We start from the raw sequence: 16,445 nt of genomic DNA, 5'->3' as shown, positions 1-16,445 counted from the left end.
ATCGAGGACTTCGACTCCTGGGCGGCGCCCCGTTCATCCCCTGGCGCAGGGGCGACACTTCACGACCTGCACGGGCGAGCTGTAGATGTACCGTTCATCCCCTGGCGCAGGGGCGACACACCGCCTCCTCCTAGGTGCGGATCTCTCACAGCCGTTCATCCCCTGGCGCAGGGGCGACACTCCTCGCCCAGGTCCGCGTGGACCATGACCACCCGTTCATCCCCTGGCGCAGGGGCGACACTTCGCCAGCCTGTAGGCCAACTCGGTCTACCGCCGTTCATCCCCTGGCGCAGGGGCGACACATGGAAGAGCTGCCCATGGACGGATTCCTCGACCGTTCATCCCCTGACGCAGGGGTGACGTCACATCAAAGCGCTGGCGTTCCGGCTGATGGCCCGTTCATCCCCTGGCGCAGGGGTGACGCTTCGGCGTGGCACACACGACGGCAAATCGGGCCCGTTCATCCCCTGGCGCAGGGGTGACGCGACAGCATGCGGTGCAGGCCGGCTCCGAGGTCCCGTTCATCCCCTGGCGCAGGGGTGATGCTCTTCGTGACGTGCGGGATTCTGGTGGCTTGGTCATTTCTTTGCTGTCTTTCTGGCGAGTACGAGGCCTGCTCCCCATGCGCGGTGGTGGCCGAGGCCTTTGGTGAGGAGGTGGGTGAAGGCGTGGGGGTCGTGGAGTGTTGCTGTGGCGTGGAATTGGCGGAGGGTGAGCGTCTGGCCACGTTGGTGGGTGGTTTCGGGGGTGTCGATGGTGATGTCGTGGGGGGCGAGTTGGCATCCGGCTCTGGTGAGGCGCTCGTGGAGCCAGGCCCCGCATTGGGCGGGGTGTTTGAGCGGGACACGCATGCGCTTCTTGTCTTCGTTGTTCTTGGTGACGAGGGGGCTGGCGATGGTGCGGATCTCGACGCTGTCGCCGGTGGTCCAGGTCTGGTGGACGGTCTGGGTGGTGGCGTGTGTGATGAGGCCGGTGTTCTGGTGGGTGGTCCAGTCGGGTGGGGAGAGGGTCTGAACGAGGAGGGTGTGGGGCCGGCCGGCGGTCAGTGCTTGTCGGGGGTGCTTGGGGGTGGTGGCGGGGGCGCGGGCCGCGGCGTAGAGGGTGCGGCCGTGGCGGTTGCCGGTGGTGGTGACGGTGCCGAGGCCGGTCTCGACGAGTTGGTGCATGCGGTAGGCGTCGTGGCAGGCGGCAGCGGTGCGTGGGGAGAGGGCGAGGGCGCTGCGCCAGACCGTGAGGACGGCGTGTTGGGGGTCGGGAAGACCGAAGGAGAGCAGGTCGTGGGTGTGGATGGTCATCGGTCGGATTCCTGGGGTGCGGGGGGTGGGGTCGCGATCCGGGTGTGCAGGGCGAGGTTGCGGTGGTCTCGACGTCGGTAGGTGGTAGGGGGTTGTTCGGCAAGGCCCGGTGCTGTGGTGGTGTCGGTCTCTTCCCAGACGGTGGGGTGATCCGTGGTGGAGTCGGACAGCAGGGGGATGTGGTCGGGCCAGTCGTGTTCGTGGTGGGTGGTGCCGTGGGCGATGGGGTGGGCGGGCGGGCAGCAACGGCGGCCGAGGTAGAGGAGTCGCGCGGGTCGGGTGAGGGCTTGGTCGATTGCCTTGATCAGTGGGGCCGGTCCGGTCAGGCCGGCGAGGAAGGAGCCGTCGATGACGTAGGTCTTGTCGCCCATGACGGTTTTCCGGAAGCCCGCGTCCCAGGAGGCGCCTGTGACCGGGTCGACTTTGCGTGGAGCGGTGTAGCGGAACCGGTTCGGGTCGGCCGCGAGGCGGGGGTCGCGGGTGGCGGTGAGGATGTCCAGGGGGAAGTCGCCGCCACCAGCGGTCTGGTCGTCGCGTTCGAGGTGGCCGGGCCGGTCGGCCCTGACCGCGAAGCGTAGTGCGGCCAGGTGGGAGATGTCGTCGTCGAGGTCGTGGCCGAGGGCGTTGGCGACGAGGCCGATGATCCCGGACTTGGTGGGCCGGCTCAGAGTGTCGGAGTGTGCTTCGTAGCATTCTTGGAAGCCCCAGAACTGCATGGGGGCGGACGCGCGCACCAGGGCGGTCGGCATGTCAGTCGTCCTCGTAGGCCAGGACCGTGGGCAGGGCAGGGCAGTCCTCGTCGGCGGGGGGGAGCCAGCGGCAGATGCCGCCTGTGAGGGGGGTGTGGCGCTGAGCTCGGCGCAGGTAGGTGGTCAGGCGATGGGCGGCGGTGACGGCGGCGGGGGCTTCGATGGCGGATTCGAAGCAGGCGGCCGCGGTGAGGGGGTAGTCGGTGGCGGCGGCGATGGTCAGGGTGGGGCAGGCCGCCGATCCGGTGCGTGAGCGGGCGGAGGAGGGCGTCGCGTAGGCGAGCGCGGTGACGAAGAGCTGTTCGGCCAGGCGCGCGAGGGCTTCGGTCTCGTCAGGGGTGGCGCTTTTGGCCAGGGTGCGGCGCAGGGCCCGGCGGTCGAGGGCGGCGTACTGGTAGAGCGTGCCGGAGGCGAGGTAGGTGGTGCCCTTGCCGGCCGCTCCGAATACTCCGAGGTCTTGCCAGTCGTCCTTCGCGGTCCAGTCGTCGGTGATCATGGCCAGGGGGTCGACGCTGAAGGCGTGGGCGACCTGGGCGGCGGAGTAGATGGTGCCGTCGGGCACATTTGCGAGCATCCGGCCGAAGATGGCGAGTTCGGCGACGGTGCCGGGGGCGAAGGCCGCAGTGGCGCGTCCGACGATGTGCTGCGGAAGTTTCGGAGCCTCGATGCCGGCTGTCTCGGGGCCCTTCCGGCCTCCTGAGGTCTCCGTGTTCGCGTCCGTGTCCTCCCCCTCGGTGCCGGACTTCGACGTCTTGGCCCGTTTGGCGTTCGCCTTGTCGATGGCCTGGCCCATCTTCTTGCGTGCCTCGCCGGTCTCGTCCCAGAGCTCGGAGCCCAGAGCGGCGAGCCGCTCGGGGGTCTGGACGGTCGTGTAGGTGGTGACACGGGTGCGCTCGGTGTTCGCCTTGTCGATCTGCATGCCCGCTGATGCCACGATCAGTGCGGCCTGGACCCGTGCCTCCTCCGGATCATGGCCCAAGGCTTGCAGGTGCCGGGCGGTCTGCTGGGGCAGGAGCCGGGATCGGGCGGTGGCCTGGACGGACTCGCCCGTGTAATGGCGGAAGAACGTACGCATGGCACGGTTCTTGGACTGGGCGGATACCCGCATCCGGAGCGCGTCGCCGAACTGGATGCTCTTGGGCAGGTTGGAGAAGTCCCTGTTCAACGAAACACCGGTGTAGGTGGTGAGGATGTGCACGACGACGAAGTTGCCGTCATGGACGGTGGTGTCGATGAGCCGCGGGTCGGCTTCGATGTCGGTGAGGGCCATCAGGAGCGGGTTCCGATCTGGGCGAGCTCGGCAAGGGGCTGGCTGGTGTAGAACATGGCTGCCCAGCGGTCGCGGGTCGCCGCGTTCCACGCGGACAGGTCGTCCGTGAGTGCCGACCACGACGGTGTCATCTCGTGGGCGGCGGCGTAGCGGACGAGGTTGGTCAGGGTCGGTAGCAACAGGGCCGGCCGGGTGGTGGCCAGGAGGTGCTTCATCTGCGTCTCGGTGGGGCCGTGCTGGGGACCGAAACCTCTCCCGCTGCCGAAGGCGCGCATCAGGCGCGGCAGCGGCGTACGCCCGAAGGACGCGAAGTGCATCTGGGCGTGAGTGGCGTAGAGCGCGGCGGTCAGGATCGCGGCCGCCCGATAGCCGGAGGGAAGCCCCCGGGTGACCGCTTCGCTGGCCTGGTTGGGGATGTGCGGCGCTGCGGCCCACAGCCGCATCTGACCCAGCAGGCCGCGGCCGTGTGTGCCCGCGCGGATGCCGTGCAGCCGCTTCTCCAATTGCTCGCCCGGCGTCAGCTCGCTGGGCGCTGGGGTGTCTGCGGTGACGAACAAGGAAGTCACGCCGGGCTCCTTCTGGACGAGACGGCCGGTCAGGAAGAGGTTCAGGGTGTGGCGATCGACGGCTCTCGCCCCGGGGGAGGGGGCGACGGCCCGGTGGGCGTCGGCGGTGAGGCGGGCGCGTTCGAGCGTGTCGGCGTGGAGGAAGGTGGGGTCGGTGAGCAGACGAGCCCCGGACAGGTCGGGCAGGGTGTGCCGGCCGTGCGTTGCGTACCGCAGGGAGGTCAGGAGTTCGGCGGCGCCGGCCGCCCGTTCGTCGGTGAGGAGCTCTCCCGGCACCCGCACGTCGCGCAGGTGGAGGTATTTCTTCTGGTCCGTCGCGATGCCGACCACACGCATGGCGGATGGGGCGTGCCCGGTCTGCCGCATCACCGCGCGGATCCGCGCCGGAAGGGATCCCTCGCCCGCCTGCCACCACCGGTCGACGACCGGTACGAGATCCTCGGGCGTGATCAGGGCGGTGCACGGCAGCCTCTTGCCGTTGTTGGTGAACAGCAGGTCCGTGGCCCCCGCTGCTCCGGGTCTCACCGCTGCGCGGTGCCAGCCTTGGACGAAGTGGGTTCGTCCGACACGGCCGTCGCCGTCCCGGACGAGCAGTACGCGCCGTGGCATCCACGTCAGGGCATCCAGCTCCCCGGCCGGCTCCAGGCGTTCCTTGGGGCCCCCTCTGGCCCGGTACGTCCAGTTCGCCTCCCCCCGCTCAGCAGCCGGAACCGTGCGCCAGGTCAGGGCGTCGGCCAGAGTGCCGTGCGGCAACCAGATCAGGCTCCCGCACGCGGCCGCGCCCGAGGCGTAGTTCGAGCCAGGCCCGTAGACGGCAGCCGAGCAACGCAGACGGCCCGCGATCGCCCACACCTGCTGAGTCAGCAGCAGTAGGGCGGCTCGCGCGGGCTCCAGCGCCGGGAGGTCGGCATGAAGATGTCGGTGATCCCCCAGCAGGGGCCGTCCCGACGCGCCGGCGGAGGTGTGGTCGAGGTAACGGACGGGAAGCGCGTGCACCGGGTCCACCGCGTGCAGAGCAGAGTCCTGGAACAGCGGCCGCAGCGGGTGAAGGACGTCGACATCACAGGCGTGAGCGCTGAGCCATTGCGCTGCTCTCGCCCAGTCGACGGCGACGGAGCCGGCACACCGCAGTGCGTACTCCTCCTGCGAGCCCGGTGCTGCCCCGCTGCTGTAGAGGACGGCGACCAGGAATCGGAGCACGGCTGCGTACTCCAGCGGATCGGTCACGGCCAGCATGAGGCGACCGGCCTGTTCCAAGGCCGTGCACCCCGACACCGCGAAGTGCTCACCGTCCTGGTCCCGCACCGGCAACCACCGCTCGTGGGCGAGGCTGAACGAGTCGATGCTCACGCCTCCTCCTGCGGCATGATCTGATCCGCGAGGCAGGCGAACATCGCCGAGTCCCGCTCGTTCGTGCTCAGGGCGAGCGTGTTCGACAGCGACCGAAACGTCGCCGCCGTCCACGGCGCCTCTCCCGTTCCGGCCGCGTACGCGTAGATCACGGGAGCGGACCGGCCATCGCGCTGGGTACGACCCTCGGCCTGCAGGGCACGCTTGCCACCGGTGAGGACATCAGCGATGACGCACACCCGCGGCGTGGAGGTGGCACGAGTCCCCTTGCCGTCGGTGTCGGCCTCGCCGGCGTGCAGGTTGATGCCCTCCAACGCGTTGAGGACCACCACCAGCGCCTCACCGCGCTGGAACGCCACCCGCTTGCGCTGCCGCAGCTCCACCTGCCGCCCGGTGATTGCCACCACCCGTTCCTCCAGGCCCGCCTTGCGCAGCCCCCGCGCGATCCACACGGCCACCTCTTCGATCGACTCCACGAACCACATCGGCACCACGACCTGCCGGCCCTGACGCACCTGCTCCACGACGATGTCCGCCACGTACGGCGCCTTCACCAACGACGCCTTCTGCACCTTGCGCAGCGCCTCGACGCGATAGGCCCCCGGAGCTGCGTCGGCGAACACGGCCAGACCTTCAGAGCGCCGGAACTCCTCCCAGGCCCGCTCGTAGCGGACTCGGTCGGTCTCGGACAGCTGGATGGGCACGACGTCGCGTTCCTGCTCGGGCAGCTTCAGGTCCGCCGCAGTGGCCGCGGAACCCACCCCCGACTCGTAGAGCAGGGCTCTGAGACGGGTCACATCTGCGCGGTTGGACCGGTGGTACCAGCGTCCCCGCCGGTCGTTGTTCAGCCGCAGGCCCCCCAGTTCCTTGAGCCACAGCCGGTAGTCCGCCTCCTCTGCGGGGGGCCGCACACCGGCCGCGTGGGCGATCAGCCTGGCCAGGTAGGCGCTCTCCTCAGGCTCGGAGAACGGCGTGGCCGACGCCCACATGGCGAACGCGTGCCCCCCGTCGCTGCGGACCAGCAGGCGCTGGAGGGTCCGGGTCCGTCTCGATTCGGAGTTGACCAGCATGTGGCACTCGTCGACGATGACCGTGTCCCAGTCCACCCGCGATACGCCCTCATGGGCGACGAGATTCGCCGCTTCGTCCGTGGGCATCCGGTGCAGGCGGGCTTCAGGGTGGCGCAGCAGCCGCCACAGGCGTTCGGGGTTGATCACCACCCACTGGTGTCGGCTGGTGGCGAAACGGTCGATGGCCGCCCGCCAGGCCGGAACCACGGAAAGCCGCGTCACCACCAGGATCCTCTGCGGTGTCCGCCCCGCTGCCGCACAGACCGCCCTGACGGCCATCGGCGTCTTCCCGGAACCGGTCGGCAAAGCCCACAGGTAGCCGGGAGCCTTCTCACGCCACGCGGCCACCAGCCGTGCGACCTGATCCTGCTGATACTCCCGCAGCGGCGGAGCGGCCCCTGGAGGAAGAGGCGGAAGGAAGGGGTTCCGATTGATCTCGCCCTGCACGTACCGTTCCCACGAGTGGAGCGGCGCCTCGAACGGGGCGAGCCCACGCGGCAGGCCCCGCCCCACCTGGGTCGCATACACGTCGACCAGCCACTCCCGGTCGCGCACCACCCCGGCGAAAGACCCGGAGAAGTCGGAGGACAAGACCAACTGCTGTACTGCCCCGCGGGCCGGGGCGGGCACCCCTGCGGCCATGTTGAAAGCGGCCTGAAGATAGTTCTGCCCCGAGATCCGCGCCTGCTGTCGCGCAGCGCTCTTCCGGGCGTGATCGGTTGTCATTGCAACGTCCTCGGCACGGGCCGTTCGCGGAGATCCCGTGATCCGCGGGTGGCCTGACTGGTAGGCACGTTGCGGGAACTGGAAGTACGTCGTGGTGATGCAAGGCACCTTCGGATCCATGCGCGTACGTTGCGGTCACGGGTCGGAACGTACGGATCCTGTGGCTTCACGAGCCGAGAATCACCATACGCACTCCGGCACGCTAAGTGAAGCCGAGCCAACTAAGAGTGATTATCGGTTCATGGGCACTTCTGTGCTGGCGGGTGCTGATGGGGGAATCCAAGTAGTGGGAAATCGGCTTGGGCGCAGCGGCCGTGCCTGTCGGCTCGCCAAGACCGAGGATCTGATCCACTCGGCCCAGCTCAACCCCGGCCTCTTCGCCGAATACGCCGAGGCGAGGAGGAAATGGGGTATGCCGTTCAAGAAGAGCATCAGCCTCCGGCAGATAATCGAGCGAGCCCGCAGCTAAACCGAGCCGGGATCGGCTGCAGCCACTGCCGCAGCCCGGTCCCGGACACGCCAGTCCACGGCGCGCGGGCCGCGGCGGCCGGTCGGTGGGCCATCATCTGGATGCGGAAGAAGTGCATGGGCTTGCCACGACGGCGCCGGTCGCACCTCCCGCCGGCGGGCTGTGCGCGGCCAGGCACTCGACCCAAACCTGCTGGGGCACCGCTCAGCGGTGCCCCATCGGCGTTCACGTGACGAGAGCGAGTTCGGTGCGGGCCCGGTGGAGGAACTCGGCGACGGGGCGTTCGCGGTGCCAGGGGGTGATGGTCGTGGTGATGTCGGCGACGTAGTCGCGGGCGCGGGCGGAGGCGACGCGGCCCAGGATGTCGATGGCCCGGTGTCCGGCGGCGAGGCCCTGGTCGAGGTCGCGTTCCTGGAGGTGGGTGGTGGCGAGGACCGTCAGGCGCAGGCCGACCGAGCGGGCGAAGCTGTCCGGGTCCATGGCGTCGGCCTGAGCGTTCCACCGCCAGGCCGCGGCCGGGTTGCGCAGGTCACGGTGGACCTCGACGGCGTCCGAGGCCAGGCGCGTGTGGGTGAAGTACCGGATCCACGCCGGTTCGTCGGCGTCGCGGTCCGCCTGCTGCAGGCAGCGCTCGGACGCAGCAAGCGCCGCGGCGGCGGCCCGCGCGTCGTTCGCCTTGGCGTGGGCGCGGGCCTCGATGAGCTTGGCGAACCCCAGCACCCGCTTGCCAGCCCGGCTGCGGGCTCGGTCGTGGGCGCCCTGGACCATGTCGATGGCCTCCTGGTGGTAGCCGCGCAGCAGGGCCTGGAGGGCCATGTTCGCCATGACGTGGCAGCCGATGTCCACCGCGCCGCCCGCCTTGGCCATCCGCAGGGCCTGGATGAAGTGCCGCTGCGCGACGTCGTGGTGCCCGGTATCGACCGCGCTCCACCCGGCGACCCGGGCGAGTTCTGCGGTCACCGCGAACAGGCCCCTGCCGACCTCGTCGGTGTACGAGCCGTGCAGGAGCGGGACGGCCCGCCGGGTGAGGCAGTGGGTGATCGAGGAGGCACGCCAGGTCCCGCCGCCGTACTTCGAATCCCACCGCTGCGCTTCGTCGGCGGCCTGCCACAGCTCCGCCAGGTCCTGGTGCCCGACCTTGCCGCTGCCGTGGTGTCCGGCGCCGGGGTCGGCGGGGACGCCGAGCCAGCGGGTGACGGGGGTCGAGTACGCGCCGACGGCGAAGGCCTTGTTCAGGAAGTCGCGGCGGTCCAGGTGTTCCACGGTGCTCCAGAAACTCACGGCGTGCCGAACGGCTTCGGCGGTGTCCCGGGGGAAATCCAACCCGAGTTCCGCCGTGTTCTTGCGCACCGTCTTCATGCCGATCTCGGCGATGTCGACGGGCCGGCCGAGCCGTTCGCCCAGCGCACGTGCGATGAACTCGGGCACGGGGGCCTGGGGGGCCATGCCGCGGCGGGTCCAGTTCACGACACTCGTATGGGTGTAGGCCACGTGCACCCCGGCCTGCCCGGCGAGGTCGTTGACCCGCCGGGCCAGCGCGTGCCCGCTCATGCCGCTGGATGCCAGCAGGTGCTCCAAGGCGAGGTTGGGCGGCTTGGCCCGGCGCGTGCTCGGAGCCATCACGGCACCTCCTTCACGAAGACCTGGTCACGGCGGAGCGTGGCCGTGTCCGGAGCAGCAGGGTAGGCCCGCATCCCACGGGCCGTCGCCGGTTTGTGAGTTGTGAGCCCCCCTTGTGAGCCTGCCCAGTCCTAGGACAGTGGCGGTTTCCTGAAGGCATCCCACCGGCCCACCGGCACAGGAGCCGCCATGAGCCCCACCCTGCTCACCCCCGCCCCGGGATCGGAGACTGTCGCCGACGAGCTCACCCCCGCCTACTACCTGCGCCACGACCAGCTCGTCCCGTACCTCACCGGCCTGCTGGCCCGCTGCACCACCGTCTTCGACATCAAGCCCACCCTCACCGCCGACCTCACCCACCCCGACCGGCACGGCCTGACTGGGGGAGGCGTGATCGAGGACGGCGCGCACGTCACCGGCACGGTCATCGTCCAGCCCGGCGCCCGCATCGAGGCCGGCGCCCGGGTCGTGGGCCCGGTCCTGGTCTGCGAGGGCGCGGTCATCGCTGTCGGTGCGTACGTCCGCGACCACGTCGTCATCGGCCCGCGCACCCAGGTCGGGTTCGGCGCCGAGATCACCCGCAGCCTCCTGGGCGCGGCCGTGTTCGCCAAGCACGCCTGCTTCATCGGCGACTCGACCGTCGGCTCGGGCGTGAACTTCGGCGCGTTCTCCTCCACCACCGGCCTGATCTCCAGCGACGGCCCGGTCACCGAGCCCGCCACCAGAGAGATCACCGTCACCCTCGGCGGCCGCACGTACGGCACCGGGCAGACGAAGTTCGGTGCGGTCATCGGCGACGGCGTCACCCTCTCCGCCGGAACCGTTCTGTGCCCCGGGACCCTGATCGGGCCCGGGACCGTCATCTACCCGCGCACCCAGCTCGGCGGCTTCATGCCCGCCGGCTCCAGGGTCCGGTGACCACCATGACCGCAACCACGTTCGCCACCCGGGCAGCCGACCAGCAGCTCATCCAGATCACCGGCGGCCACCGCCTCACCGGCCGCATCCGGGTCCAGGGCAGCAAGAACATCGCCCTGCACCTCTACGCCGCCGCCCTCCTGGCCGACACCGAACTCGTCCTGCACCAGGCGCCCAAGATTCTCGACACCGGCGTCTGCGCCCGGATCCTCACCCACACCGGCACTCACACCCACGCCCCCGGCGACGGAACCTTCCGCGTCGTCCCCACCCCGAGCCTGCGCCCGGTTATCCACCACGACCTCGGCGCGAAGGTCCGCACCACCGCGGTCCTGGCCGCCGCCGTCCTCGCCCGCGCCGGATCCGTCACCTTCCCCACCCCCGGCGGAGACGCCTTCTGCCCGCGCCTGATCGACCGCCACCTCGCCGCCATGGAGGCAGCCGGCGCCGAAGTCACCATCGACGAGAACGGCCGCACCATCAGCGCCGCCGTCCCTCCCGGCCATCGGCTGCACCCGTTCCGCGTGGATGTCTCCACCCCCTACGGCCCCTCCCTCGGCGCGACGGTCACCGCCGTGCTCCTGGCCGCCCGGATCCCGGGGGAGTCCCTCATCACCGGCCCGAGCATCGAGCCTGAGGTCACCGAAACCCTGCGATTCCTCACCGAGCGCGGCGTACGGGCGGCCTGGGACGACGAAGGCCTCCACGTCCACGGTGCCGACCGGATCGAGGGCGGCGAGTTCACGGTCGCAGGGGACCGGATCGAGGCCGCGACCATGATCATGGCGGCCACCGCGACCGGCGGCACCATCGAAATCGACGGCATCACCCTGTCCGAACTCCCCGAGACCCAGCGCCAGGTCCTCGCCAACGCGGGCCTCACCCTCACCTCCCACGACGGCGGCATCCGTGCCGCCGTCGGCACAGACGGCCTGCGCGCGGTGCAGGCCCGGACCGGCCCGCACCCCGGCCTGCCCACCGACACCGCCCCGCAGCTCGCCGCCCTGCTCACCCAGGCAGTCGGCACCAGCCACGTCTACGAGGCCGTCTACCCGCAGCGCGACACCCACGTCGTACCGCTGCGGGCCTTCGGTGCCGACATCGCCGCCGACGGCCCACCCATCCGCATCCACGGCCCGGCCCGCCTCCGGGCGGCCGACGTGCAGGCGGCGGACATCCGGGCGGTGACCGCCCTGCTGATTGCGGCCCTGGTGGCCGAGGGCACCTCTACGATCGGCGGCATGTACCACCTCGCGCGCGGCTACGGCCGCCTGCTGCCCAACCTGGCCGCGCTGGGTGCCGACATCACCACCACCGCCGCGGAGGCCCGCCGATGACGCAGCTCGTTCCGTTCACGTCCGCCGACACCGCCCGCCTCGCCGAAGCCCTCGACCAGGCCGTCGCCGACGGCGCCACCCCCGGCGGCGTCATCGCCCTGGGCACCCTCGGCGAGCCCCCGCGCTTCCTCAAGACCGGCCGCGTCGCCGAAGAGCTTGGCGACGCCGCCCCGGGCCCGGACACCGTCTACGACATCGCTTCTCTCACGAAGGTCGTCGCCACCTGGCCGCTCACCTGCCAAGCCTTCGACGCCGAAGTCCTGGTCCGGACCGCCCCGGTCCGCGACTTCCTGCCTTGGGTCGAGGGACCGGTGCCCAGCGGCGAGGCCACGATTGAGCAGCTCCTGACCCACACCGCCGGACTGAAGGCCTCCACCCGCCTGGACCACTACCGCGGCACCGAGACGCCCCTGCACGAACTCCTGTGCAGGGAGCCCCTCGAAGCCGAGCCCGGCACCCACCGGTACATCAACCGCGGCTACATCCTCCTCGGCCTGGCCCTCGCCCACGCCCACGGCCGCCCCCTCGACGAACTCGGCCGCACCCTGTGGGACGACCTCGGCATGAGCGGCACCACGTACGGGCCCGTCACCCGTGGACCGCAGGTCGCCCCCACCGAGCAGCGGATCCCCGGAGCACCCCGCATCTGGGGCCAGGCCCACGACGACAACGCCGCCCTCCTCGGCGGCGTCGCCGGCCACGCCGGAGTCTTCTCCACCGCCCGCGACCTCGCCCGCTATGCCGAATACCTCATCGACCCCGCCAGCCGCCTCCACGGCTGGCTCCGCACCTCCATGCTCCCCTTCGTGCCGATCGAGACCGGACTCGACCGCGGCCTCTCCTGGATCGTCGCCCCCGGCGGAATCGCCTACCACCACGGCTTCACCGGCACCAGCCTCTACCTCAACCCCACCGCAGGCCGCTACCTCACCATCCTCACCAACGCCGTCTACCACGGCGAAGCCCGCAAGAAGATCGCCCCCCTCCGCGCCCTCGCCCTCAAGACCATCACCGCCACCTGACACCCAGGAGGCCCACCATGGGACAGCACCAGCTGTCCGACCACACCACACTGCGCCTGGGCGGCCCCGCGCCGCTCTGGCTCAGCCACACCCACGACGCCGACTGGCCCGACCTCGCCCGCACCGCCGCCGCGCACGCCGCGCGGCCGTTCACGCTCGGCGGCGGCAGCAACACCCTCGCCCCCGACCAGGGCACCACCCGGCCCGTCATCCACATGGCCACCCGCGGCATCCACACCCGCCGCCGCCACGACGGGCAGGTCGAGGTCACCGTCGCCGCCGGACACCCGCTTGACGAACTCGTCGCCCACACCGTCGCCGAAGGCCTGTCCGGCATCGAGTACCTCGGCGGGATCCCCGGCACAGCCGGGGCAGCGCCGGTCCAGAACGCCGGAGCGTACGGGCAGGAGATCGGCGACCGGCTCGTCGCCGTCACCGCCCACGACTGGACCACCGGCCGGACCACCCGGATCCCCGCCAGCAAGTGCGGCTTCGGCTACCGCACCAGCCGGTTCAAGCAGCAGCCTGGCCGGTGGACGATCCTCTCCCTCACCCTCCACCTGACCCCCTCCACCGCAGCGGCCCCCGTCACCTACCAGCACCTCGCCACAGCACTCCGAGCCCCGCTGGGCAGCAGGCCCCCACTCGCCGAAGCGGCAGCTGCCGTAATCCACGACCGAGCCAAGCGAGGGCTGCTCCTGCCCGAGACCGGCCACGACCACCGGCAGGCCGGCTCCTGCTTCCTCAACCCCACCGTCACCGACGACCAGGCCCGCACCCTGGGTGGCCAAGGTGCACCGGTGTACCGCACGTCCGTGCAGGCCTGGCGGGCCAGCGCGGGTTGGCTGCTGGAGGCATGTGGCTATGGCCCCGGCACCGAAGTGACCCGCGGCGTCCACTGTTCGACGCGCCGAACTCTCACCCTCACCGCCCAGGCCGACGCCACGGCCTCCGGATTCCGAGCTTCGCTGCAAGCAATGGCCGCCAACGTGCACACGGCCACGGGGATCATCCTCCACCCTGAACCGGCGGCCGTCTGACACGCCACCCGCGCTCGGCAGCCTGGGGACCCGGAGCCGCGCACGACGGCCCGAATATCAAGCCTGGTAGGCGCCATCGGCCAGGGTGGTGCGTTGCCGTAGGGCCAGCAGGTTGGCCGTCAACTATGAGCAGGACGAAGCGGCATCGCGGCGGTGCACGCCCGTGGGGGATCCCGATTACGCGCTTTGCGATCCGAAGGAAACGCCTGGACCACCCTGGGCCGGCCGGAGAGAATGCTCCATGGCCGTCTCAAAGCGCCTCCGCTACGAAGTCTTCCGCCGAGACAATCACACCTGCCGCTACTGCGGTGCCAGCGCGCCCGATGTCCCGCTGCGCATCGACCACGTCACACCCGTTGCCCTCGGCGGTACAGACACCCCCGGCAACCTCGTGACGAGCTGCGAGCCCTGCAACAGCGGGAAGAGTTCCGCAACCGCTGACAATGCTCTGGTTCAAGACGTCGCCGACGACGCGATCCGTTGGGCTGCCGCCATGCAGCAGGCTGCCGACAACCTTCTCGAACAGGAAGCCCCCAAGCTGGACTACCGCGCCGCCTTCCTGCGGGAGTGGAACCGCTGGGGCTACGGCGAGGGCGACGACCGCAAGGCCATCGAGCTGCCCGGCGATTGGAAGCAGAGTGTCGAACGCTTTCGAGTGGCCGGACTGCCCGAATGGGTTTGGGGTGAGATCGTGGACATCGCCATGGGTTCCGATAAGGTCCATGACCCCAATAAGTTCAAGTACTGCTGTGGAATCGCATGGAAGAAGGTCGGCATTATTCAGGAAGGCGCCCGGCGAATAGTCGGCGCCAGCGCTCCCCCCGCTCCTCTCGATATGCGTCAAGCGGTGCTCGAAGCAGCCTTCGCAGTATGGTTCAGCGGTATGGGCGACGGAGATGATGCACCGACTCCTGAGCAGGTCGCTGAGTTTCGGAAAAGCCTCGAAGGTGTTATCGAGGCGGATTTGACGGAGCCTGAGCGGATTTTGGAGGCTGCTCAGTTCGCCACCTACTTCAGGATGAGCGATGTCGCGCAGGCGCGGCGGGACATGGACCACGACGCTGTCGCCAGCGCATGGAACTCGGCATGGCCGAAATCGTGGGTCCCCGGCGAGGACGAGTGGGGCGGCAAGTGTATCGGGGGCCCCACAGACCGGCAGATCCAATGGTTCAGGGAGCAGACAACCAAGCTGCTTGACGCTGGAATCAACGTACACCGCCTCGTGCGAGCGGCCAGTCACGCCGGTTCACATAAGTCGGCCCGGATATACCAAGGATTGGCTGACTCCGAGCTTGAGGTGACAGGGGTCGGCGGCTGGCAGTCGAAGGCTGCGGAACTCTGGCGCGTCGCATACACGGCATCGAGCATGGTCGAGCCGACACAAGAGGAGACCACTCGGTTCTTTCAAAGCCTTCGAGAGATTACTTCACTCGGCGAGTTCCTCGTAGCTGACGTTCACCAAGCGGCATCCGATGCCGGGTGCTACCAGGACGCGGACCTCATCTCCTGCCTGACTCAGCACCTTTCCGTGTTCGAGGCGGCGGCACTCACCCGCGTGCGGCCGGAACCATGACCGGGTGCTCTCAGCGTCGGACCGGAACAGACGGCGGAGGAAGGTGAGGGCGACCTTGGAAGGCCAGCGTCCGCGTGCTGTGCGGAACCCCTACTCCGGACCAGCCCGCCGACCGCCCCTACCGGTAGGTGCTGCGGCACAGCTGCGTGATCGCCGGGTTCGTGACTCCCTGGGAGGCCCGGCAGAGGTCCGCCATGTGCACCCGGCCCGGAGCCGGGGCAGGCGCAGGCCGGTAGCGCGGCGGGGCCAATGGGCGGGCGGTGTGGACCCGGCGGGTCTTCGGCTTCGACTTCGGCGCAGAGGCGGCGGTGCGGGGCCGTGTGGACTTCGCGGGTGCCCACCGCTTCTCCTGCGTCCGCTCCCCGACGGATCGACGGTTCTCCGCCTTCGGCGCCGTGCGCCGCTCATCCCGCGGGCGAGACGCTGGCCGCACCTGGACCGGCACAGAGGCGCTCGGAGGCGCGGCCGGTGCGGTGGTCGGGGTCGGCAGCGCGGTCAGCGGCAAGGAGCCTTCGGCAGGCCGAGACCGGTCGGGTAGGGCGGACGCGGCCGACACCGGGACCGTGCCCGTGCTCGCGGCGCGTGGTTTGTCGTCGGCCGGAATCACCGAGACGCACCCGGACGTCGTCAGCAGGGCGACAAGCAGCAGGGGCAGGGTCCGACGGCGCATCCGACCACTCTGGCGCAGACGGCATCCGGCCCCGCACAGGCATGCCCGGTTCCCCGCTCCGGCAGGTAGGGAATCGGGCGATCCCGCTGTGCGCGGAGACGTGGACCGCGAGAATCAGCCACATGCTTGACTGGATCCCAGCGTGGGGGAGCACCGCGCTCATCGCGATGGCGACGACCATCGTCACCGGCCGCTACATCTCGCCGCTCCTGGAGGTCCGCAACCGGCGCTTCCAGACGAAGATGCAGGCTCAGGAGAAGATCACCGCAGCCGCGCTCTCCGTGTTGTCGGCCACGCAGAAGCTCCAGAGCGTGCAGATACCCGACGGGGTCACCGACACCCTGCGGACCGCGCTCACCGAGGAACGGGTCCGGTGGACGAAGCAGCTCGACGAAGCTACCTGCCACCTGGCCGACCACGCGCAGGAGTTCGTCTTCACCTTCCGCGGCCCTAACTCGATCCGCGGCATGCGCTACTGCGGGACGGTCCGGATGGTCTGGATCTCCGACCGCACCGACGAGGCCAAGCTGCGGCACCTGCTGGAGCTCACCGCGTACTTCCACACGCTCTTCCTCGGGAGCCGATGGCGGGTGTGGGCGCTGAGCCGCGCGATGCGGGGGCTGGACCGGAGGTTCGAAGAGCTGGAGGAAGAAGGCCGCCCGCCGCTGCCGGAGAGCCGCCCCGTCCCGACCATAGAGGCCTGACCACGACCGGGGGCGCTCCCCAGCCCGGGGGCAGTTCGCGGACCCCGGTGCCCGACAGGACGCTGC

Annotated in this window: 13 protein-coding genes and 1 CRISPR repeat array (1 of these 14 running past the window's edge); of the genes, 7 read left to right on the top strand and 6 right to left on the bottom strand. The window is 70.2% G+C overall.

The features are described 5' to 3' along the window. Positions 1-546: direct repeats of the CRISPR family, unit length 29 nt; unit sequence CCGTTCATCCCCTGGCGCAGGGGCGACAC (it extends 93 nt beyond the left edge of the window). A 32-nt stretch (positions 547-578) separates the two neighbouring features. Genes ABTZ17_RS16510 through ABTZ17_RS16490 form a run of 5 tightly spaced genes read right to left on the bottom strand, consistent with a single transcriptional unit; the run spans position 579 to position 7,146 of the window. Next, a complete protein-coding gene (locus ABTZ17_RS16510) occupies positions 579-1,295 on the bottom strand; it encodes a type I-E CRISPR-associated protein Cas6/Cse3/CasE (RefSeq protein ID WP_352196319.1) in 717 nt (238 codons plus the stop codon). Further along, a complete protein-coding gene (gene cas5 / locus ABTZ17_RS16505) occupies positions 1,292-2,044 on the bottom strand; it encodes a CRISPR-associated protein Cas5 (protein ID WP_352196318.1) in 753 nt (250 codons plus the stop codon). Before cas5 ends, ABTZ17_RS16510 begins: the two co-directional genes overlap by 4 nt. A gap of 1 nt (position 2,045) precedes the next feature. Further along, positions 2,046-3,314, bottom strand: a complete 1,269-nt coding sequence (locus ABTZ17_RS16500; RefSeq protein ID WP_352196317.1) for a type I-E CRISPR-associated protein Cas7/Cse4/CasC — start codon at positions 3,312-3,314, stop codon at positions 2,046-2,048. Next, entirely contained in the window at positions 3,314-5,230 is a 1,917-nt protein-coding gene (locus ABTZ17_RS16495; protein ID WP_352196316.1) for a type I-E CRISPR-associated protein Cse1/CasA, read from the bottom strand. The genes ABTZ17_RS16500 and ABTZ17_RS16495 overlap by 1 nt, the downstream gene beginning before the upstream one ends. Beyond that, positions 5,227-7,146 carry a DEAD/DEAH box helicase family protein gene (locus tag ABTZ17_RS16490; protein WP_352196315.1) on the bottom strand — a complete coding sequence of 640 codons (1,920 nt, stop codon included), beginning with the start codon at positions 7,144-7,146 and terminating at the stop codon, positions 5,227-5,229. The genes ABTZ17_RS16495 and ABTZ17_RS16490 overlap by 4 nt, the downstream gene beginning before the upstream one ends. Positions 7,147-7,267: 121 nt before the next feature. Between ABTZ17_RS16490 and ABTZ17_RS16485 the strand changes: the two genes are divergently transcribed. After that, entirely contained in the window at positions 7,268-7,495 is a 228-nt protein-coding gene (locus ABTZ17_RS16485) for a hypothetical protein (RefSeq protein ID WP_352196314.1), read from the top strand. 225 nt (positions 7,496-7,720) lie between these two features. Here ABTZ17_RS16485 and ABTZ17_RS16480 read toward each other — a convergent pair whose 3' ends face one another. Beyond that, positions 7,721-9,115 (bottom strand): NsdA family TPR-like regulatory protein, encoded by a 1,395-nt coding sequence (locus ABTZ17_RS16480; RefSeq protein ID WP_352196313.1) that lies wholly within the window; start codon positions 9,113-9,115, stop codon positions 7,721-7,723. 189 nt (positions 9,116-9,304) lie between these two features. Between ABTZ17_RS16480 and ABTZ17_RS16475 the strand changes: the two genes are divergently transcribed. The 6 genes from ABTZ17_RS16475 (at position 9,305) to ABTZ17_RS16450 (ending at position 16,379) form a co-directional block, all read left to right on the top strand. Further along, on the top strand, positions 9,305-10,033 hold the full coding sequence (locus tag ABTZ17_RS16475; RefSeq protein ID WP_352196312.1) for a hypothetical protein: 729 nt from the start codon (positions 9,305-9,307) through the stop codon (positions 10,031-10,033). Positions 10,034-10,038: 5 nt separating this feature from the next. After that, entirely contained in the window at positions 10,039-11,370 is a 1,332-nt protein-coding gene (locus ABTZ17_RS16470) for a UDP-N-acetylglucosamine 1-carboxyvinyltransferase (protein ID WP_352196311.1), read from the top strand. After that, the gene (locus ABTZ17_RS16465; protein WP_352196310.1) at positions 11,367-12,392 is read left to right on the top strand and encodes a serine hydrolase domain-containing protein; all 1,026 of its coding nucleotides are present in this window, start codon (positions 11,367-11,369) and stop codon (positions 12,390-12,392) included. Before ABTZ17_RS16470 ends, ABTZ17_RS16465 begins: the two co-directional genes overlap by 4 nt. 17 nt (positions 12,393-12,409) lie before the next feature. Then, entirely contained in the window at positions 12,410-13,432 is a 1,023-nt protein-coding gene (locus ABTZ17_RS16460; protein ID WP_352196309.1) for a UDP-N-acetylmuramate dehydrogenase, read from the top strand. Positions 13,433-13,673: 241 nt separating this feature from the next. Beyond that, positions 13,674-15,005, top strand: coding sequence for an HNH endonuclease (locus ABTZ17_RS16455; protein WP_352196308.1), 1,332 nt, complete (start codon positions 13,674-13,676; stop codon positions 15,003-15,005). A gap of 792 nt (positions 15,006-15,797) precedes the next feature. Beyond that, entirely contained in the window at positions 15,798-16,379 is a 582-nt protein-coding gene (locus tag ABTZ17_RS16450) for a hypothetical protein (RefSeq protein ID WP_352196307.1), read from the top strand. Positions 16,380-16,445 lie beyond the last annotated feature (66 nt).

It is taken from the genome of Streptomyces sp. NPDC097619 (assembly GCF_040302735.1).
Taxonomy (GTDB): Bacteria; Actinomycetota; Actinomycetes; order Streptomycetales; family Streptomycetaceae; genus Streptomyces.
This window is presented reverse-complemented; position numbering and strand designations above follow the sequence as displayed.